At 75.9% G+C, this 21,728-nt stretch carries 10 protein-coding genes; all 10 read left to right on the top strand.

What is annotated here, in order from left to right:
• Nucleotides 1-49 precede the first annotated feature (49 nt).
• The 10 genes from BUE45_RS18430 to BUE45_RS18385 all read left to right on the top strand — a co-directional run bounded on the left by BUE45_RS18430 (nt 50) and on the right by BUE45_RS18385 (nt 21,462).
• Nucleotides 50-1,300 (top strand): helix-turn-helix domain-containing protein, encoded by a 1,251-nt coding sequence (locus tag BUE45_RS18430; RefSeq protein WP_073380593.1) that lies wholly within the window; start codon nt 50-52, stop codon nt 1,298-1,300.
• Nucleotides 1,297-2,757 carry an argininosuccinate lyase gene (gene argH, locus BUE45_RS18425; RefSeq protein ID WP_084737473.1) on the top strand — a complete coding sequence of 487 codons (1,461 nt, stop codon included), beginning with the start codon at nt 1,297-1,299 and terminating at the stop codon, nt 2,755-2,757. The genes BUE45_RS18430 and argH overlap by 4 nt, the downstream gene beginning before the upstream one ends.
• Before the next feature lie 30 nt (nt 2,758-2,787).
• Entirely contained in the window at nt 2,788-4,047 is a 1,260-nt protein-coding gene (locus BUE45_RS18420) for an ATP-grasp domain-containing protein (RefSeq protein WP_073380592.1), read from the top strand.
• 129 nt (nt 4,048-4,176) lie between these two features.
• Nucleotides 4,177-4,629, top strand: a complete 453-nt coding sequence (locus tag BUE45_RS18415; protein WP_073380591.1) for a cobalamin B12-binding domain-containing protein — start codon at nt 4,177-4,179, stop codon at nt 4,627-4,629.
• Nucleotides 4,626-5,876, top strand: coding sequence for a methylaspartate mutase (locus tag BUE45_RS18410; protein WP_073380590.1), 1,251 nt, complete (start codon nt 4,626-4,628; stop codon nt 5,874-5,876). The genes BUE45_RS18415 and BUE45_RS18410 overlap by 4 nt, the downstream gene beginning before the upstream one ends.
• Before the next feature lie 65 nt (nt 5,877-5,941).
• A complete protein-coding gene (locus tag BUE45_RS18405) occupies nt 5,942-6,976 on the top strand; it encodes a branched-chain amino acid aminotransferase (RefSeq protein WP_073380589.1) in 1,035 nt (344 codons plus the stop codon).
• Nucleotides 6,977-7,066: 90 nt separating this feature from the next.
• Nucleotides 7,067-7,465, top strand: coding sequence for a nuclear transport factor 2 family protein (locus tag BUE45_RS18400; RefSeq protein WP_073380588.1), 399 nt, complete (start codon nt 7,067-7,069; stop codon nt 7,463-7,465).
• A 123-nt stretch (nt 7,466-7,588) separates the two neighbouring features.
• A complete protein-coding gene (locus tag BUE45_RS18395) occupies nt 7,589-13,906 on the top strand; it encodes a non-ribosomal peptide synthetase (protein ID WP_073380587.1) in 6,318 nt (2,105 codons plus the stop codon).
• Nucleotides 13,907-14,113: 207 nt separating this feature from the next.
• The gene (locus BUE45_RS18390; RefSeq protein ID WP_073380586.1) at nt 14,114-21,268 is read left to right on the top strand and encodes an amino acid adenylation domain-containing protein; all 7,155 of its coding nucleotides are present in this window, start codon (nt 14,114-14,116) and stop codon (nt 21,266-21,268) included.
• A complete protein-coding gene (locus BUE45_RS18385) occupies nt 21,265-21,462 on the top strand; it encodes an MbtH family protein (RefSeq protein WP_073380585.1) in 198 nt (65 codons plus the stop codon). The genes BUE45_RS18390 and BUE45_RS18385 overlap by 4 nt, the downstream gene beginning before the upstream one ends.
• Nucleotides 21,463-21,728: the final 266 nt, after the last annotated feature.

Below are 21,728 nucleotides of genomic sequence, written 5' to 3'. Positions count from 1 at the left end.
GGTGTTCACCGACAGCGGAGCACCACGGAGCGGAAGGGCAGCGCTGAACATGGAAGTCACGGAAGAGACCCGCGGTTTCGACCACCTGGTCCTGAGATACCGGACCAGGGCAGGACTGACACAGCAGGAACTGGCGGATTTCTCCACCATCAGCGTCCGCGCCATCCGCGACCTGGAGCACGGCCGCGCGCAGCGGCCCCGGCGGGACACGGTGCGCCTGCTCGCCGACGCCCTGCGGCTCAACGAGAGGGACCGCGCCCGCCTGGAGGCCGCCGCCGGCCGGACCGCCCGCACCGACCTGCGCGTGGGACCCTCCGGCGCCGCCGTCCCGCCCCCGACCGGGACCGTGCCGATCGGCCGGAGGGACGAGGCGGACGCCCTGACCACCGACCTGGGCGCCGCGGGCCGCCGGATCGTCACCCTGACCGGCGCCCCCGGCGCCGGCAAGACCACCCTGGCCATGGAGGTCGCCGGCCGCCTGCACCGGCGCTCGGACCTGCCCGTCCTGTGGGTCGACGCCTCCGGCGCCGAGGCGCACCCCGCGATCCTGGAGGCCCTGTACGGCTCCTGGGGAAGGGAGTCCCGGGAGCACCTGGGGGCCGTGACCGGCTCCATCGGCGAGGAGGAGGCGCTCCTGGTCCTGGACGCGCCCCGGTTCTCCGCGCCCGACGCCCGGGCCCTGGCCGAACTGCTCTCCGACTGCCCCGGCCTGCGCGTGCTGTCCACGGCGCACCGCCCGCACCGCGTCCCCGGGGAGCAGGTGTTCCTCCTCGACCCGCTCCGGCCGCAGGACGCCGTGGAACTGCTGCGCGCGCTCCTGGCCGCGGCGGGGGCCGACGTCCCCGACGGCGACCCCGCGGCGGCCGAGATCTGCGCCCTGCTCGACCACCTGCCCGGAGCCCTGCACGCGGTGTCGTCGTGGGCCGCCGTCTACGGGACCGCCACGCTGCTGGGGAGCCTGCGCGAGAACCCGGTGCCCCTGCTGGCCCCGCTGGACCTCGGCCGCGGCGGGGACCTCGCCGCCGCCGTCCGCTTCTCCCTCGCGGACCGCGACCCCCACGAGGAGGCGGTGCTGGAGGTCCTGTGCGCGGCCCCGGGAGGGGAACAGGCGGACGCGCTCGCGCGGCGCGCCGGACTCGGCCTCACCGACTGCGGGCGGGCCCTGATGTCCCTGGTGTCCGCGGGCCTGGTCCGCCGCCTGCCGCACGGGCCGTCGTCACGCTTCCACACCCTGCACCTGGTCCGCGCGGTGCGCGGTTCCCAGGGGCGTGCGGACGACCGACGGGAGATGGCCCTGTGAGCGGCACCGGACGCCTCACCCGGGGACTGCGCGCGGGCACCCGGAAGATGCTCTTCGAGAACGGCGCCGACGTGCGCGGCGACCTCCTCCTCATCAGCGAGGTCGACCTCGCGCACCTGGTGATGCTGGAGCGCACCGGCCTGGTCGGCCGCGCCCCCGCGGCGGCCCTGGCCGACCGGATCGGCGCGATGCGCGCGGACGGGTTCGCCGACCTCCTCGACGCACCCCGGCCGCGCGGCCTCTACCTGGCCTACGAGGAGCACCTCATCCGGGTGCTGGGGCCCGAGGTGGGCGGCGCCCTGCACACGGGCCGCTCCCGCAACGACCTCAACGCCACCACCACCGCCATGCGACTGCGCTCCCGCTGCGCCGCGCTGCTCTCCCAGGCCCTGCGGCTGAACGCCGTGCTCCTGGGCCGGGCCCGCGCCCACGCGGACGTCGTGATGCCCGTCCATACCCACTTCCAGCCGGCGGTGCCGATCACCTACGGCCACTACCTGCTCGGCATCGCGGAGGCGCTGGGGCGCGACATCGACGCCCTGGCGGAGGCGGCCCGCGGGCTGGACCGCTGCCCCCTGGGCGCGGGGGCCGTCGGCGGCACCGACCTGCCCATCGACCCGGCCCTCACCGCCGGCCTGCTGGGCTTCGACCGCCCGGTCCGGCACTCCATCGACGCGGTGGCCTCGCGCGACACCGTGCTGCGCGTCCTGGGGGCGGCGGCCTCCCTGGCCATCACCCTCAGCCGCCTGGGCACCGACCTCCAGGTGTGGAGCAGCGGCGAGTTCGGCTTCGTCCACATGCCCGACCACCTGGTCGGCGGCAGTTCGGCGATGCCCCAGAAGCGCAACGCCTTCCTCCTGGAGCACCTCAAGGCCAAGGCGGGCGCGGTCATCGGGGCGTGGACCGCCACCGCCTCCACGCTCTCCTCCACCCCGTTCACCAATTCCATCGAGGTGGGCACCGAGGCCGTCGCCGTCTCCCGGCCCGGCCTGGAGGCGACGGCCGACGCGATCCGCCTCGCCCAGGTGCTGGTGCTGGGCGCGGCCCCCGTGCCCGGTCGCATGGCGCGCGTCGCGGACGAGGGGTTCACCACCGCCACCGCGGTCGCCAACCACCTGGTCCGGGAGGGCACCGCCTTCCGCGCCGCCCACCACGCCGTCGGGTCGGCGGTCCGCGAGACCCTGGACCGCGGCGGCCTGCTGCTGGAACGGGTCACCGTCGACGGCGTCGAGCACCCCGTTCCGGCCCACCTGTCCGCACCGGCCGCGGCCGTGGCCGCCACCTCCTACGGCGGGGGGCCGGGCGCGCTCTCCCGCGTCCTGGACGCGGCGCGCGCCGAACTGCGCGACCGCGCCCGGGAGCACACCCGGGCGGCCGACCGCCTGGCCGCCGCCCGCACCCGACTCGACGGGGCGCTGCGCGCCCTGGGCGCCCCCGCACCCCCGGTCCCGGCCTGACCCGCACCCCTCCAGGAAGGCAGCACCACCATGCGCGGCATCCCTCACTCCGACCCCACCCGCCCCGGCACCCCCCACCTCGTCCTGGTCGAGAGCAACACCACCGGCTCCGGGCGCGCGTTCTGCGCCGCAGCCCGGGACCGCGGCGTCGACCCCGTCCTGCTCTCCCGCGACCCGGACCGCTACCCCTACGTCGCCCGCGACGGCATCGCGGCGGTCACCGTCGACACCGCCGACCGCGCGGAGGTCCTGCGCGCCTGCCGCGCCCTGCCCGGCCCCGTGGCCGGGGTGACCTCAAGTTCGGAGTACTTCGTCGCCTCGGCCGCCGCCGCGGCGCGCTCCCTCGGCCTGCCCGCCCCCGACCCCGGCGCCGTCGACCGCACCCGGGACAAGGCCCGCCAGCGCGCGGTGCTCGCCGCCGCCGGGGTCCCGGTCCCCGCCTTCCACGAGGTGGACTCGGTGCCCGCGGGCGTCGCGGCGGCCCGCGCCGTCATCGCCGCGGCCGGCCGCGCGGTGGTCAAGCCCGTGCTGGGCTCCGGCTCCGACGGCGTGCGCCTGTGCGCCTCCCCGGGCGAGGCCGAGACCGCGCTCCTGCCCCTGCTGGGCGGCCGGCCCGGCGCCCGCGCCCTGGTGGAGTCGTACCTGGAGGGGCCGGAGTACTCGGTGGAGACCTTCGACGACCGGGTCGTCGGCGTCACCGCCAAACACCTGGGCCCGCACCCCCTCTTCCTGGAGACCGGCCACGAGCACCCGGCACCGCTGCCCGCGGACCGCGAGCGGGCCCTGGCGGAGACCGCCCTGGCCGCACTGGCGGCGCTGGGGCTGGGCTGGGGCCCGGCCCACGTCGAGGTCCGCCTGACCGCGGCGGGCCCGGCGGTCGTGGAGGTCAACCCGCGGCTGGCCGGCGGCATGATCCCCGCCCTGGTCGCCGCCGCCACCGGGGTGGACCTGGTGGGCGCCACCGTCGACCGCGTGCTGGGCCGCGGCCCCGACCTCGCGCCGCACCGGGCGCGGGCGGCGGCCATCCGCTTCCTGTTCGCCACCGAACCCGGGACCGTGCTGGCCGCCTTCACCGGGGCCGCCGCCGACCTGCCCGGGGTCGTGTCCGCCGTGGTCACCGCCCGGGAGGGCGACCGGATCGAGGTCACCCGCAGCTTCCGCGACCGGATCGGGCACGTCATCGCGCTCGGGCGGGACGCCGCGGAGGCGGCCGACCGGGCACGGGAGGCCGCGGGAGCCCTGGCCGTGCTCACCGCCGGACCGGAGCCGGTGGCGGTGCCCGCCGACTGAGCCGGGCCCGGAACCGCCACGCAGGTGCCGCCGATCTTCCGCCCGACACTTCCGGCCCGCGACCCGGGCCGGACGTAGTTTTCCGACAGCCGTTGAGAACAATCCCCCCGACACCCCTGGCGGTACGTCATGAGATCCCTCATCACGGGAGACATCCCGGCACCCGAACGAGCGGAGATCCTGCTCTCGGGAACCTCGTCCGACGCGCACACGTGGAACCTCGTCTTCCTCCAGCTGCTGCTGGAGGAGGCGGGGCACCGCGTCGCCAACCTCGGCCCCTGCGTGCCCGCCCCGCTCCTCGTCGAGGAGGCCCTGGAGCTGGCGCCCCGGCTCATCGTCCTGGGCAGCGTCAACGGACACGGCCACCAGGACGGGCTCCAGGCCGTCAGGGCCCTGCGCGCCCGTCCGGAACTGGCCCTGGTCCCCGTGGTGATCGGGGGCAAGCTCGGGGTGAACGGACCCCTCACCGCGGACCGGGTCCGGGAGCTGACGGACGCCGGCTTCGACGAGGTCTTCGGCGACGCCGACATCGGCGCCTTCGTCTCCTACCTGTCCCGCTTCGAGCTCCGGGTCGCGTCGTGACCGCCTCCGCGCCCTTCGGCGCCCGCATCGCGTCCGCCCGCGCCGCCGGAGAGCTCGTGGTCCAGCCCCGCATGGGGTTCGGCGACCCCGGCCTGATGCGGCGGGGCCTGGAGGCCACCCGCGCGGCCCGCGCCGCAACGGTCGGCACGCTCACCCTGGACAGCTACACCCGTGTCGGCGACCACGCGTCCGCCCGGCGGGCCATCGCCGAGGGCGGCGGCGGCCTCAACGGGTACCCGATCGTGGCCCGCGACCGCGACGACACCCGCGCGCTGCTGGGCGGCCTGCACGCCCCGGACTTCCCCGTCCAGGTCAGGCACGGGTCCGCCGCCCCGCAGGACATCTTCCGCGCGCTCATCGAGGTCGGCCTGGACGCCACCGAGGGCGGCCCGGTCTCCTACTGCCTGCCCTACGGCCGGGTCCCGCTGGAGCGGTCCCTGGAGAACTGGCGGGAGAGCACAGAGATCCTCGCCTCCTGCGCCGGCCCCGGCCGCGTCCCGCACCTGGAGAGCTTCGGCGGGTGCATGCTGGGCCAGCTCTGCCCCCCGAGCATGCTCGTGGCCGTCTCCCTCCTGGAAGGGCTCTTCTTCGCCGCCCACGGCATCACCAGCCTGTCCCTGAGCTACGCCCAGCAGACCAGCGCCGAGCAGGACCGCGAAGCCGTCCGCGCGCTGCGCCTCCTGGCCGGCGAGCTGCTGCCCGGGGTGGACTGGCACGTCGTCCTCTACACCTACATGGGCGTGTTCCCCCGGACCGCCGCCGGGGCGTCCGCCCTGCTCGCCCGGTCCGCGCGCACCGCCGTCGCCGCCGGAGCCGAGCGGGTCATCGTCAAGACCGAGGCCGAGGCGCACCGGATCCCCACGATCGAGGAGAACGTGCGCGCCCTGGAGAACGCGGCCCGCGCGGCGCGGGACACCCGGCCGGAGCCGCCCGGAGACGGCGGGGAGACGTACCGCGAGGCGCGCGTCCTGGTCGAGGCGGTCCTGGAGCTGTCCGACGACGTGGGCACCGCCCTGCTCCGCGCCTTCCGCAGGGGCCTGCTGGACATCCCCTACTGCCTGCACCCCGACAACGCCGGGCGGGTCCGCTCCCACATCGACGACACGGGCCGGCTGCGCTGGTCGGACACCGGCTCCCTCCCGCTGCCCGCCGTCGGCGCACCCTCCCGGCGTTCCTCGGTGACCTCCGCGAACCTCCTGGAGACCCTGTCCTACGTCGAGCGCCGCTACGACTCCGCCGTCCGCTGACCCGGGGCCGGCCCACCGAGGCCGCCCGGCACCCACACGAGCACCCCCGACACGAGGAGACCCCGATGGGCCTCGGCGGCACCGCCTACGGAAACGCCTTCACCCCGCACATGGTCACCGCCCGCTGGACCCCCGAGACCGGGTGGACGGAACCCGGGCTCACCCCCTTCGCCCCCATCCCCATGCACCCCGCCATGGTCGGCCTCCACTACGGGCAGGTCGTCTTCGAGGGGCTCAAGGCCCACCGGATGCGGGACGGGTCGGTCGCGCTCTTCCGGCCCCGGGAGAACGCCCGCCGCTTCGGCCACTCGGCCGCCCGGCTGGCCATGCCCGCGCTCCCCGACGACCTCTTCCTGGCCGCCGCCGAGGCCCTGGTGGCCGCCGACGGCGCCCACGTGCCCGAGGACGGCGGCAGCCTCTACCTGAGGCCCCTGATGTTCGCCAGCGAACCCGACCTCATGCTGCGGCCCGCCCGCGAGTACACCTTCCTGCTCATGGCCTTCGCCACCGGCGGCCTGTTCGGCGACGCCGACTCGATCGGCGTGTGGGTCTGCCACGACCAGAGCCGGGCCGTGCCCGGCGGCACCGGCGCCGTCAAGTGCGCGGGCAACTACGCGCCGACTTACCAGGCCCAGCTCCGGGCCCGCGAGCACGGGTGCGACCAGGTGGTCTGGCTCGACCCGGTGGAGCGCCGCTGGGTGGAGGAGGCCGGGGCGATGAGCCTCTTCTTCGTGCGCGGCGGCCCCGGGGCCGCGCGGGTGGTGACCCCCGGGCTCACCGACACGATCCTGCCGTCCGTCACCCGGGCCAGCCTGCTCGACCTGGCCGGCGACCTGGGATACGAGCCCGTCGTGGAACGGGTGTCCCTGGAGCAGTGGCGGAAGGAGTGCGCGTCGGGCGAGATGACCGAGGCGTTCTCCTGCGGCACGGCGGCCGTCGTCACCCCGGTCACCCGGGTGTGCGACCGCGACGGCGACTGGGTGGTCGGCGACGGCACCCCCGGGCCGGTGACCCTGGCCCTGCGCGACGCCCTGCTGGGCGTCCAGACGGGGCGCGCCCCCGACCCCCGCGGATGGACCCGGCCGGTGCCCGCCGCCTGAGGGCCCTCCCCGGCGCCCGGGCACGGCCCGCCCGGCGCCCCCCGACGCACGACCCCGACGCACGACCCCCCAGAACCGGAGGACACCGCCATGACCGTGATCGACGAGACCCGTTCCGCCCACGCCGCCCCCGCCGACGTGCACGACCGCGTGCGCCAGGTCTACGCCCGCGTCGACGCGGGGGACGTCGAGGGCCTGCTCGACCTCTTCAGCGACGACGTCGTCTACGACCGCCCCGGTTACCCCTCCCTGGTGGGGCGGGACGCCTTCGAGCGCTTCTACCGCACCGCCCGGGTGATCAGGGAGGGCGTCCACGTCCCCGACTCGGTCGTGGTGGACGGTGACGGCCGGGTCGCCGTCCAGGGCCGCTTCACCGGCGTGCTCAAGGACGGCCGCGCCGTCGACCTGCGCTACGCGGACTTCTTCCGCGCCGGCGCCGACGGCCGCTTCGACCGGCGCGACACCTACTTCTTCTCGCCGATGGTCTGACCCCCGGGTTCCCCCCGAACTGCCGCCGGGCTGCCGCGACCGCGTGCCGGTCCGGCGGCCCGCGCGTTCCTAGGCTCTCCACGAACCCGTATGAGGTGACCCCCGATGGCGAGGAGCCGTGCGATGTCCCCCGACCGTGCCCAGACCTGGCCGCTGAGCGAATCACAGAAGGGGATCTGGTTCGCCCAGCAGGCGGACCCGCAGACCCCCATGTTCGTCAACGCCGAGTACTACGAGATCGACGGGCCGCTGGACGCCGCGCTCCTCGCCCGGACCGTCGACCGGGTCGTGGCGGAGGCGGACACCCTGCGCCTGCGGTTCACCGAGACCGGGGACGGGCCCGTGCAGCTCCCCGACCCCGCGGCCGGGCCCTCCCTGCGCCTCATCGACCTGCGCGGCGAGGACGACCCGCGCGCCGCGGCCCTGGAGTGGATGCGGCGGGACGTGGCCCGCGCCCCGGACCCGCGCTCCGACGCGCTGTGCGCCTTCGTCCTGTTCCGCACCGGCGAGGAGGGCCACCTCTGGTACACCCGGGCGCACCACCTCATCGTCGACGGCTACACCTTCATGCTCCTGGCCCGGCGGATCGCCGCCGTCTACACGGCGCTGGCGGCCGGGGAGGAGGCCGCCCCGGCCTTCGGCTCCCTGCGCGACCTGGTGGAGGAGGACGTGCGCTACCTGGAGGGCGGGGAGGCCGAGGCCGACCGCGCCCACTGGGCGGAGCGGCTGGCGGGGGCGCCCGCCTCCACCTCGCTGACCGGCCGCACGGCTCCGCCGTCCCACCGGCACCTGCGCTCCAGCTTCGTCGTCCCGCCGGAGGAGTTCGCCCGCATCGAGGCCGCCGCCGCGCGGATCGGCACCGGGTGGAAGCAGGTCCTCATGGCCGTGGCCGCGGTCTTCACCCGCCAGTGGTCCGGCGAGGACGACCTCCTGCTCAGCCTCCCGGTCGCGGCCCGCACCACCCCGCTGAGCCGCCGGACGCCCGGCATGCAGTCCAATGTGGTGCCGCTGCGCTGCCGGACCGCCCCCGACCTCGCCTTCTCCGAGCTGGCCCGGTCCGTGGCCGCCGAGCTGCGCGCCGCCCTGCCCCACCAGCGCCACCCGATCGCCTCGACCCTGCGCCTGCTCGGACAGACCGCGGACGCCCGCCACGAGTGCGGCCCGATCGTCAACATCATGGCGTTCGACGACGACCTCGCCTTCGCCGGGCTGCCGGCCCGGCACCACAACATCTTCCAGGGGCCGATCGAGGAACTGCGGATCGACGTCCTCCAGCGCGGGCGCGGGGGAGCCCTCACCGTCGACTTCGACGCCAACCCGGACGTCTACTCCGAGCGGGAGCTGGAGCGCCACCGCCGGAGCTTCCAGTCCCTGCTCGCCCTGCTGTGCGCCGAGCCCGACACGCTGCTGCGCGACGCCGACGGCATGGACCCGCGGGACCGCTTCCGCCAGATCACGGAGTTCAACGCCACCGGTCCGGGCGTGGTGGACCGGACGGTGGGGGAGGTGTTCGAGGAGCACGTGCGGCGCGACCCGGACGCGGTGGCGGTGGTGACCGGCGACGAGCGGCTGACCTACGCCGAACTGGACGCGCGCGCCAACCGGCTCGCCCACCACCTGGCCGGGGCGGGGGTGCGCCGGGGCGAGGCGGTCGGCGTGCTGCTGGAGCGCGGCGCGGAGCTGGCGGTGGCGGTGGTCGCGGCGGTCAAGGCCGGGTCGCCCTACCTGCTGCTGGACCCCGGTTCCCCGGACGAGCGGCTGCGCGCGCTGGCCGGGAGCGCCGGTGTGCGCACCGTGGTGACCCACGGCCCGTGGGCGGGGCGGGTGCCCGCGCCGGTGCCGCCGGTGCTGGTGGACGACCACGCCGGGGCGGTCGCGGAGCGGCCCGGCGCCGCGCCGCGCGCGGGCGTGGCGCCCGGGGACGGCATGTCCGTGATCTTCACGTCGGGGTCCACCGGCACCCCCAAGGGGGTGGTGGCCTCGCACCGCGCGGTGGTGGCGACGTTCCTGGGCCAGGACTACGCGGACTTCGGCCCCGACCACGTGTGGTTGCAGTGCGCGCCGGTGTCGTGGGACGGGTTCGTGCTGGAGTTCTGGGGCGCGCTGCTGTCCGGCGCCTCCTGCGTGCTCCAGCCGGAGCGCTCGCCCGAGCCGGACCGCATCGCCGAACTCGTGGCGCGCGAGTCCGTGACCACGCTGTGGCTCTCGGCGGGGCTGTTCAACCTGCTCCTGGACGAGCACCCCGGTGTCTACGCGTCGGTGCGCCAGGTCATGACCGGTGGCGAGGCCCCGTCGCCGGAGCACCTGCGCCGTTTCCGGAGCCGGTTCCCGCGGGTGCGGCTGGTCCACGGCTACGGTCCGGCCGAGGCCATGATTTTCACCAACGCCGTGACGGTGGACGGGGTCGGCGAGGGCCGCGTCCCGGTCGGCCCCCCCTTGGCGGGCAAGCGCGTCTACGTGCTGGACGACCTGCTGCGCCCCGTGCCGCCGGGTGTGGCGGGCGAGGTGTACGCGGCCGGGGCGGGGCTGGCCCAGGGGTACCTGGGGCTGCCCGGACTGACCGCGGAGCGGTTCCTGCCCGACCCGTTCGGCGCCGCGGGGGAGCGGATGTACCGGACCGGGGACCTGGCGCGGTGGACCGAGGACGGCGCGCTGGTGGTCGTGGGCCGCGCGGACGGCCAGGTGAAGGTCCGGGGTTTCCGGATCGAGCCCGGCGAGGTGGAGGCGGCCTTCACCGCCCTGCCGCAGGTGGCCGCCGCCGTGGCGGCGGCACGGGGCGCGAAGGTCGGGGAGGCGCTCCTGGTCGCCTACGTGGTCCCGGCCGCGGGCGCGGAGCCGGACCCGGCCGGGCTGCGCTCGGCGGTGGCCGCCGTCCTGCCGGACCACATGGTGCCCGCGGCGGTGGTGGTGCTGGACGCGCTGCCGCTGAACGCCAACGGCAAGGTGGACCGGCGGGCGCTGCCGGAGCCGGACTTCGGCGCGCTGTCGGCGGGGCGCGCCCCGCGCGACGCCCGCGAGGAGATCCTGTGCGGCCTGTTCGCTCAGGTGCTCGGGCTGGAGTCGGTCACCGTCGACGACTCGTTCTTCGACCTGGGCGGGCACTCCCTGCTCGCCGCCCGGCTGCTCGGCCGGATCGAGGCGGTCTTCGGCACCGGGCTCACCCTGCGCGACCTCTTCGCCCTGCCGACGGCGGCCCGGCTGGCCGACCGCCTGGCCGCCGGCGGCGGCACGGGCACGGCCGCGGTGCGCCCGGTCCGGGCGGTCGCGGAGCGCCCGGAGCGGGTACCCCTCTCCAACGCCCAGCGGGGGCTGTGGTTCCTGGACCGGTTGCAGGGCCCGAACACCGCCTACAACATCCCGCTCTCGGTCCGCCTGGACGCGGGGGTGGACGCCGACGCGCTGGCCGAGGCGCTCGCCGACGTGGTGGAACGGCACGAGGCGCTGCGGACGGTGTTCCCCGCCGAGGGCGGTGAGCCGTGGCAGTCGGTGGTGGACCCGGACCCGGCGCGGGCGGCGCTGGTGGTGGAGCGGGTGCGCGCGGGGCAGGGCGAGGGAGTCCCCCTGGCGGAGCACCGGTTCGACCTGACCCGGGAGCTGCCGGTGCGGGCCCGCCTGGTCCAGGACGCCTCCGGCGGCGGGACGCTGCACCTGGTGGTGCACCACATCGCGGGCGACGGGGCGTCGATGGCCCCGCTGCTGCGCGACCTCTCCGAGGCCTACGAGGCGCGGTCGGGCGGCCGGGCCCCCGGGTGGGCGCCCCTGGCGGTCCAGTACGCCGACCACACCCTGTGGCAGCGGGACCTGCTGGAGGGCGGGGACGGGGCGATCGCCCGGCAGGCCGCCTACTGGAGCGGGGCCCTGGCGGGGCTGCCCGACGAGCTGCCCCTGCCCTACGACCGCCTGCGGCCCGCGCGGCCGGACTCCGGCGGCGGGGCCGTCGAGCTGACGGTGGACGCCCCGACGCACGCGGCGCTCCTGGGGCTGGCCCGCGAACACCACGTCACCCTGTTCATGGTGCTCCAGGCCGCGCTGGCCGCGACGCTGACCCGGATGGGCGCGGGCACCGACATCCCGCTGGGCGCCCCCGTGTCCGGGCGCGGCGACGAGGTGCTGGAGGACCTGGTCGGGTTCTTCGTGAACACGCTGGTGATGCGCACCGACACCTCCGGCGACCCCACCTTCGCCGAGCTGCTGGCACGGGTGCGCGAACGCACCCTGACCGACCTCGAACACCGGGACGTCCCCTTCGACCACCTCGTCGAGGTGCTCAGGCCCGCCCGCGCCGCGGGCCGCAACCCCCTCTTCCAGGTGGTGCTCGGGCTGGAGCACGACCTCCTCCACGGGGCCGGGCGGTTCGGCGCCGGGGCGGGGACGGCGCTGGGGGCGGGCTTCGCGTCGGCCAAGTTCGACCTCGACGTGACGTTCGCGCGCCGCTCCGACGACGGGGACCTGCGCGGCCGCATCGGCTACGCCACCGCGCTCTTCGACGAGGAGACGGTGCGCGGCATCGGCGACGCCCTGCTCCGGGTGCTGCGGCGGATGGCCGCCGAGCCCCGGACGGCGCTCTCCGCCGTGGAACTGCTCGACGGGCGGGACCTGCGCCTGCAGGTCGAGGAGTGGAACGCGACCGACCGCGAGGTGCCCGACCTCACCGTCCCGGAGGCCTTCGCCGCCCACGCCGAGCGCGCCCCCGGCGCGGTGGCCGTGGTGTTCGGCGACGAACGGGTCACCTACGGGGAGCTGGAGGCGCGGGCCAACCGGCTGGCCCGGCACCTGGCGGCCTCGGGAGTGGCGCCCGGCGACGTCGTGGGCGTGCTGCTGGACCGGGGCGTGGAGCTGGCGGTGGCGGTGCTGGCCGTGGTGAAGGCCGGCTGCGCCCACCTGCTGCTGGACCCCGGATTCCCCGACGACCGGCTCGCCACCCTGGTGGGGGAGGCGTCCGCGGGCGCGCTGGTCACCACCGAGGACCGGGCGGACCGGATCGCGCTCGCCGGTCCCGTGGTGTGCGTGGACGCCGAGGCGGAGGACGTGGCGGCCCGGTCCGCCGCGCCCCCGGAGGTCGCGGTCGACCCGGGCGACGTGGCGTGCGTGATGTTCACGTCGGGGTCCACCGGCACCCCCAAGGGCGTGCTGGCCCCGCACCGCGCGGTGGTGGGGACCTTCCTGGGCCAGGACTACGTGGACCTGGGGCCGGACCACGTGTGGTTGCAGTGCGCGCCGGTGTCGTGGGACGGGTTCGTGCTGGAGTTCTGGGGGGCGCTGCTGTCCGGCGCGGCCTGCGTGCTCCAGCCGGAGCGCTCGCCCGAGCCCGCGCGCATCGCGGAGCTGGTGGCCGCGCAGGGGGTGACCACGCTGTGGCTCTCGGCCGGGCTGTTCAACTTCCTGGTGGACGAGCACCCCGGGGTGTTCACCGCGGTCCGCCAGGTGATGACGGGCGGCGAGGCCCCCTCGGTGGTGCACCTGGAGCGCTTCCGCGAGCGGTTCCCGCGGGTCCGGCTGGTACACGGGTACGGTCCGGCCGAGTCCATGATCTTCACCAACGCCCGGACCCTCGCCTCGGTCCCCGACGGCCGCATCCCGGTCGGCGGGCCCCTGGCCAACAAGCGCTGCTTCGTCCTGGACGAGCGGCTGCGCCCCGTGCCCGTGGGTATGAGCGGCGAACTGTACGTGGCCGGCGTGGGCCTGGGCCACGGCTACGCGGGCCGGCCGGGCGCCACGGCAGAGAGGTTCGTCGCGGGCCCCTTCGGCGGGCCGGGCGAGCGGATGTACCGGACCGGCGACCTGGCGCGGTGGACCCGCGACGGGGAGCTGGTGCTGGTCGGCCGGGCCGACGACCAGGTCAAGATCCGGGGGTTCCGGATCGAGCCGGGGGAGGTGGAGAAGGCGCTCACCCGGCTGCCGGAGGTCGCGGCCGGGACCGTCGCGGTCCGGGAGGACCGCCCCGGCGACCGGAGGCTGGTCGCCTACGCGGTCCCCGCCGGCGGGGAGCCGGCCGAGCCCGCCGTGCTGCGCGCGGCCCTGGCCGCCGTCCTGCCCGAGCACATGGTGCCGTCGGCGGTGGTGGTCATGGACGCTCTGCCGCTGAACGCCAACGGCAAGGTGGACCGGCGGGCGCTGCCGGAGCCGGACTTCGGCGCGCTGTCGGCGGGGCGCGCCCCGCGCGACGCCCGCGAGGAGACCCTGTGCGGCCTGTTCGCCGAGGTCCTGGGTCTGGAGTCGGTCACCGTCGACGACTCGTTCTTCGACCTGGGCGGGCACTCCCTGCTCGCCGCCCGGCTCACGGCGCGCGTCCGCACGGCGCTGGGGGTCGAGCCGACCCTCAAGGACCTGTTCCGCGCCCCCACCGTCGCGGAGCTGGCCCTCCTGGTCGCCGCCGCGGCGCCGGCCCGCCGGTCCCGGCCCAAGCTCGTCCGGCGGACCCGGGAGGGGACGCTGACCTGACCCCGTCCCCGCCCCGGACCCGGGCGCCCGCACCCCTGCCGGTGCGGGCGCCCTTCCGCGTCCGGACGGCTGCCGCCCAGGCCCGCGGAACTGCCGGAGAGGGTGCCGCTTCACCTGCCTTATGTCCGCTTTGACCGGCTCTAATGTCCTTCTTGACGGAGAAAAAGGACGGACGCCGAAGCGGCGGGATATCAGGTGAAACGGAAAATGATCCCCCTTTCTTACGCACAGCGGAGGTTGTGGTTCCTGGACCGCCTGGAGGGTCCCGGTGCCACCTACAACATCCCGGTGGCCCTGCGTCTGGAGGGCGGCCTGGACCCGGCCGCGCTGGAGTCCGCCCTGGGCGATGTCGTGGAGCGCCACGAGTCGCTGCGCACCGTCTTCCCGTCCGACGAGGGCGACCCGTACCAGCGGATCCTGCCGGCGGAGTCGGCCCGCCCGGTCCTGCGGGTGGAGGAGGTCGCCGGTGACGGCGTCGCCGACCGGGTGGACGGCCTGGCGCGGGAGGCCTTCGACCTGGAGTCGGAGATCCCGCTGCACGCCACCCTGCTGAGGCTGGGGCCGGACGAGCACGTGCTCGTACTGGTGGTCCACCACATCGCCGGCGACGGGTGGTCGATGGCGCCGCTGCTGCGCGACCTGTCCGAGGCCTACCGGGCCCGGCTGGACGGCGGGGCGCCGGGCTGGGAGCCGCTGGCGGTCCAGTACGCCGACTACGCGCTCTGGCAGCAGGACCTCCTCGACGGCGAGGAGGACGGCGAGAGCCTGGCGGCCGAACAGCTCGCCCACTGGAGCGGGGTGCTCGCCGGCCTCCCCGACGTGATCGAGCTGCCGGTCGACCGGGCTCGCCCGGCGCGGCCCTCGCACCGCGGCGGCATGGCGCCGATCTCCCTCCCGGCCGACCTGCACCGCGACCTGCTGGCGCTCGCCCAGGAGCACGACGCCACCCTGTTCATGGTCCTCCAGGCCGCGCTGGCGGCGACGCTGACCCGGATGGGCGCGGGCACCGACGTCCCGCTGGGCACCCCGGTGGCCGGGCGGGGGGACGAGGAGCTGGAGGACCTGGTCGGGTTCTTCGTGAACACGCTGGTGCTGCGCACCGACACCTCCGGCGACCCGACCTTCACGGAGCTGCTGGAGCGCGTCCGCGAGCGCACGCTCGCGGACCTGGAGCACCAGGACGTGCCCTTCGACCGCCTGGTGGAGGTGCTCAACCCGACCCGCTCCACCGCCCACCAGCCCCTGTTCCAGGTGATGGTGGCGCTCCAGAACAACGCCCGCGCCGACCTGGACCTGCCGGGGCTCACCGCCTCCGAGGTGCCCTTCTCCACCGGCACCGCCAAGTTCGACCTCACCTTCATCCTCACCGAGGACTACGGCCCCGACGGCGGGCCCGCGGGCCTGGGCGGCGCCCTGGAGTACGCCGCCGACCTGTTCGACGCCGAGACCGCCGCCGCCCTCGTGGAGCGGCTCGGCCGGGTGCTCACGGCGGTCGCGCACCGCCCCTCGACCCCCATCGGCGACATCGACCTCCTCTCGGAGCAGGAGCGGCACCGGGTCCTGGTGGAGTGGAACGACACCGCGGCGCCGCTGCCGGAGGGGTCGGTCGTGGACCTGTTCCTGGCACAGGCCGCGGCGGCCCCCGACGCCGTCGCGGTGGAGGGCGAGGCCGGATCGCTGACCTACGCGGAGCTGGAGCGCACCTCGGCGGCGGTCGCCGCCGCACTCGCCGACGCCGGGGTGCGCCCCGGCGACCCCGTCGCCCTGGCGATGGAGCGCTCGGTCGACCTGGTGTCGGTGACCCTGGGCGTGCTGCGCGCCGGTGCGCTCTACGCTCCGCTGCACGCCTCGCACCCGGCCGAGCGGCTGGCGCTCATCCTCGACGACTGCGGGGCGCGCGTTCTGGTCGCCGACGCCGCCATGGCCGGCGCCGTCGAGGCCGTCACGGCGGCGGGCGCGGACCTGCCGGTGCTGTGGGCGGCCGAGCTCGTCGCGGGGGACCGGACGGCCCCCGACACGGCCCCCGCGCCCCGGGACTCCGCCTACGTGATGTTCACGTCGGGGTCCACCGGCCGGCCCAAGGGCGTGGTGGTGGGCCACCGCGACGTGGTGGCGCTGGCAGCGGACCGCCGCTGGCGCGGTGGCGCGCACGAGCGGGTGCTCTTCCGCTCGCCGCACGCCTTCGACGCGGCCACCTATGAACTGTGGGTCCCGCTGCTCAACGGGGGCCGGGTGGTCGTGGCCCCCGGCGAGACCGACGTCGCGACGGTGCGGCGGGTGCTGGACCGCCACCGGGTCACGGCCGTGTTCCTGACGACGGCGCTGTTCAACCTGATCTCCGAGGAGGACCCCGCCCTCCTCGCCGGAGTGCGGGCGGTGCTGACCGGCGGCGAGTTCGTGTCGCCGGCCGCCGTGGCGCGGGTGGTCCGGGCCTGCCCGGACACGGCGGTCTCGCACGTCTACGGGCCGACCGAGACGACGACCTTCGCGACCGCCTTCGAGGTGCCCGCCGACCTCGCGGAGGAGGACCGGGTCCCCATCGGCCGCCCGCTGGACAACACGCGCGTCTACGTGCTGGACGAGCGCCTGCGGCCGGTGCCGGTCGGGGTGCCGGGCGAGCTGTACATCGCGGGCCGGGGTGTGGCGCGCGGCTACCTGGGCCGTCCCGACCTGACCGCGGAGCGGTTCCTGCCCGACCCGTTCGGCGCCGCGGGGGACCGGATGTACCGGACCGGCGACCTGGTCTCCTGGGACCGGCAGGGCCGGATCGTGTTCCAGGGCCGGGTGGACGACCAGGTCAAGGTCCGGGGCTTTCGCATCGAGCTCGGCGAGATCGAGGCCGTCACGGCGGCCGCGGACGAGGTCGCCCAGGCCGTCGTCCTCGTCCACCGGGACCCCGCGGGGGAACGCCGCCTGGTCGCCTACGCGGTCCCGGCCGCGGGCGCGGTGATCGACCCCCTCGCGCTGCGCGCCCGCCTGGGGGCGGTGCTGCCCGACTACATGGTGCCCGCGGCGGTGGTGGTGCTGGAGGCGCTGCCGCTGAACGCCAACGCGAAGGTGGACCGGCGGGCGCTGCCGGAGCCGGACTTCGGCGCGCTGTCGGCGGGGCGCGCCCCGCGCGACGCCCGCGAGGAGATCCTGTGCGGCCTGTTCGCTCAGGTGCTCGGGCTGGAGTCGGTCACCATCGACGACTCGTTCTTCGACCTGGGCGGGCACTCCCTGCTCGCCGCCCGGCTCACGGCGCGCGTCCGCACCGCGCTGGGGGCGGAGTTCACCCTCAAGGACCTGTTCCGCGCCCCCACCGTCGCCGAGGCGGCGGCCCTGCTCGCCGCGGCCGAGGGCACGAACGCCGCCGTGGTCCGCCCGCTCGCGGCGGTCGCGGAGCGGCCGGAGCGCGTCCCGCTGTCCTACGCGCAGCGCAGACTGTGGTTCCTGGACCGCCTGGAGGGCCCCGGCGCCACCTACAACATCCCGGTGGCCCTGCGCCTGGAGGGGGACCTGGACCCGGACGCGCTCCGGGCCGCGCTGGACGACGTGGTGGAGCGCCACGAGTCCCTGCGCACCGTCTTCGAGCAGGTCGACGGCGAACCGTATCAGCGGATCCTCCCCGCCCGGGAGTCCGCGGCGGTCCTGGAGACGGCCGCGGTGGACCCGGAGGGGTTCCCCGGTGCCCTGGACCGCGTCGTCACCCGCACCTTCGACCTGGAGTCGGAGCCCCCGCTGCACACGACCCTGCTGAGGCTGGGGCCGGACGAGCACGTGCTGGTCCTGGTCCTGCACCACATCGCCGGCGACGGCTGGTCGATGGCACCGCTGCTGCGCGACCTCTCCGAGGCCTACGCCGCCCGGCTGGGCGGCGGGGCGCCGCGGTGGAGCCCCCTGGCCGTCCAGTACGCCGACTACGCGCTCTGGCAGCGCGACCTCCTGGAGGACGAGCAGGGCCCGGCGGCGGCCCAGGCCGACCACTGGCGCACCTCCCTGGCCGGGATACCGGACGTGGTCGAACTCCCCGTGGACCGGGCGCGCCCGGCCCGGGCCTCGCACCGCGGCGGCATCGCCCCGGTGGAGCTGCCCGCCGGCCTGCACCGCGACCTGCTGGCACTGGCCCGGCGCCACCACGTCACCCTGTTCATGGTGGTGCAGGCGGCGCTGGCCGCCCTCCTGGACCGGATGGGCGCCGGAGACGACGTCCCGCTGGGCACCCCGGTGGCCGGCCGCGGCGACGAGGCGCTGGACGACCTGGTCGGCTTCTTCGTCAACACCCTCGTCCTGCGCACCGACACCTCCGGGGACCCGACCTTCGCCGAGCTGCTGGCGCGGGTCCGGGAGGCCGACCTGGCCGCGTTCGCGCACCAGGACCTGCCCTTCGACCGCCTGGTGGAGGTGCTGAACCCGGTCCGATCGACCGCGCACCAGCCCCTGTTCCAGGTCATGGTGGCACTCCAGAACAACGCCCGCGCCGACCTGGCACTACCCGGGCTGACCGCCTCCGAGGTGCCGTTCTCGACCGGAACGGCCAAGTTCGACCTCACCTTCGTCCTCGCGGAGGAGTACGGGCCCGGCGGAGAACCCGCGGGCCTGGGAGGCGGGCTGGAGTACGCCACCGACCTCTTCGACGCCGGGACCGCCGCCGCCCTGGTGGAGCGGCTCGGCCGGGTGCTGGCCGCCGCGGCGGCCGACCCCGACGCCCGTGTCCGGGACATCCCGCTGCTGTCGGACGACGAACGGGAGGACATCCGCGCCTACAACGACACCGCCTCGCCGCACCGGCCCGGGGCACTGGTCCACGAGCTGTTCGAGGAGCGCGTCCGGGAGACCCCCGACGCGGTCGCCCTGGTCGCCGGCGACGAACGGCTCACCTACGCCGAGCTGGACGGCCGGGCCGACCGGCTGGCCCGACACCTGGTCGCCGCCGGGGCCCTGCCGGAGTCCGCCGTCGCGGTCCTGGTGGACCGCTCCGTGCACCAGCTGGTCGCCACCCTCGCCGTGGTCAAGTGCGGCGCCGCCTACGTGCCCCTGGCCGGGTCGTTCCCGCCCGCCCGGGTGCGGACCATCATGGCCGAGACCGGGGCCGCCGTCCTGGTCACCGACACGGGCTGGAGCACCGGGGAGGTGGCCGCCGGGGAGGCGGCGCACGGCACCGCGGTCGTCGTCGCCGACGACCTGCCCGCCGACCCGCCCGACCACGTCCGCCCCCGCGGAGGGGTCGGGGACCTGGCCCTGCTGTACGTGATGTTCACGTCCGGCTCCACCGGCCGGCCCAAGGGGGTGGCGGTGGACCACCGCAACGTGGTCCACCTCGCCGCCGACCGCTGCTGGGACGGAGACCGCCACGACCGGGTCATGGTCCACTCCGCCTACGGGTTCGACGCCTCCACCTACGAGATCTGGGTGCCGCTGCTGCGCGGCCGCACCCTGGTCCTGGCCCCCAGGACCGACGGCGACGCCCGGGTGCTGGCCGACACCATCCGCGACCACGGCGTGACGGCGGCCTACTTCACCACCGGCCTGTTCAACGTCATGGCCGACGAGTGCGTCGAGGCGCTGGCCCTGCTCAAGGAGGTGTGGACCAGCGGTGACGTCGCCTCCCCGGCCGCGGTGGACCGGGTGCTGCGCCACTGCCCCGGCACCGCGGTCGTCCACGGCTACGGACCGACCGAGACGACCGTCTGGTCCAGCTACCAGACCTTCCCCGTCGTCCCGGGGGACCGGGGAGGCGCCCGCACCCTGGGCGACCTGACCCTGGGCGACCCCATGGACGACACCGCCATGTACGTCCTGGACGACCGGCTGCGGCCGGTCCCCCCGGGCGCCACCGGGGAGCTGTACGTGGGCGGATCCCACGTCGCCCGGGGATACGCGGGCCGCTCGGACCTGACCTCCGAGAGGTTCGTCGCCGACCCCTACGGAGCCGAGGGGAGCCGGATGTACCGCACCGGCGACCTGGTGAGGTGGACCCCCCACAAGGAGGTCCGCTTCCTCGGCCGGGTCGACGGCCAGCTGAAGATCCGGGGCTTTCGCATCGAGCCCGTCGAGGTCGAGGCGGCCCTGGCCGCCAGGCCCGGCATCGGCCGGTGCGCGGTCGTCGTCCGCGAGGACCGCCCCGGCGACAAGCGCCTGGTCGCCTACGTCGTCCCCGAACCCGGGCACGCGCCCGACCCGGCCGCCCTGCGCGAGTCCATGGCGGAGTCCCTGCCCGACTACATGATCCCCTCCCTGTTCGTCACCATGGACGACCTGCCCCTGACCGGCAACGGCAAGCTGGACCGCCGGGCCCTGCCGGCCCCCGACTACGGGGCGCTGGCCCGGAGCCGGGACGCGGTCACCCCGCGCGAGGAGCTCGTGTGCCGCGTCTTCGCCGAGGTGCTGGGACTGGAGCGGGTCGGGGTCGACGACTCCTTCTTCGACCTGGGCGGCCACTCGCTGCTCGCCACCCGCCTGATCGGGCGGATCAACGACGCCACCGGGATGGAGTTGCAGGTCAAGGACCTGTTCCGGGCGCCGACCGTGGCGGGCCTGCTCGGCGGGGAGAGCCGGGTCGGGGCCTGGGACCCGCTGCTGCCGATCCAGCCGGACGGGGACGCGCCGCCCCTGTTCTGCATTCACCCGGCCAGCGGCATGGCGTGGTCCTTCTCCGGACTGCCCCGCCTGCTGGGGCCCGGCCAGCCCGTCCACGGGATGCAGAGCCCCGTCCTGACCGGCGCCGAGCCCGCCGCCGACGTCGAGGCGCTGGCCGCCGACTACCTGGAGCGGATCAGGTCGGTGCGGCCCCGCGGGCCCTACCGGCTCCTGGGCTACTCCTTCGGCGGCATGGTCGCGCACGCCGTGGCGAGCCTGCTCCAGGAGGACGGTGAGGAGGTCGAGTTCCTGGCCCTGGTCGACTCCTACCCCGCCCAGGCGCTGGGACCGGTCACCGCGCCCGACCACGACCAGTTCATGGCGATGCTGCTCGGCCGGGTGCCCGACCCCGGCGCGCCGGGGACCGGCCGGCCGTTCGACCCCGCCGCGGCCGTCCGCGAGCTGCGCGCCGCCGACCCGGTCATGGCCGGGTTCGCCGAGGAGGAGGTCGCCGCCCTGGTGACCGCGGCCGTCGGCCACGTGGACATCGCACAACGCTTCGTCCCGCGCCGCCACGAAGGTGACGTCACCTTTTTCCAGGCGACGCTCGGACGTCCCGAGGGAGCGCCCGAACCGGGTGCGTGGAGCGCGCACGTGGGAGGTGACATCGACGTACACCGGATCGAGGCGACCCACGCCCAGATGACCGAGCCCGGGCCGATCGCGCTGATCGGCCGGGTCCTGGCAGAGAAGTTCGACACGACACGAGACGCCGCACGAGGCGCGATGAGGAGCGAACGATGACCAACCCCTTCGAAGACGACGGCGCCCGTTTCCAGGTCCTGGTCAACGCCGAGGGACAGCACTCCCTGTGGCCCGTCTTCGCCGCCGTTCCGGCGGGCTGGACGGTGGCCAAGGAGGAGGACTCCCGGCAGGCCTGCCTGGAGTACGTCGAGCGGAACTGGACCGACATCCGCCCGCTCAGCCTGGTGCGCTGACACCCGGCCGCTGAACACCGCCCCGGCCCGGCCACGAGCCGGCCCGGGGCAGGACCCGACACGAACGGGTCCGACGCACGACGCACCCGCCACGAGCGGCGGCGCCCCACGGGAACCCCGGCACCGGAGAAGATCCTCCCGGCCGGGGTTCCCGCGCGTGTGCGGGGCGGTTCCCGGACGGGGCCGTGTCCCCTGGCGCGGTACGGCCCCGCGCCCGTCTCCTCGCGGTGGTCGCCCGGCGCCGGGCGACCACCGCGCACCGGCGA

Source organism: Nocardiopsis flavescens (genome assembly GCF_900141985.1).
Classification (GTDB): Bacteria; Actinomycetota; Actinomycetes; order Streptosporangiales; family Streptosporangiaceae; genus Nocardiopsis; species Nocardiopsis flavescens.
The sequence above is the reverse complement of the archived record's forward strand: the minus strand, read 5'-3'. Positions and strand labels throughout refer to the sequence as shown.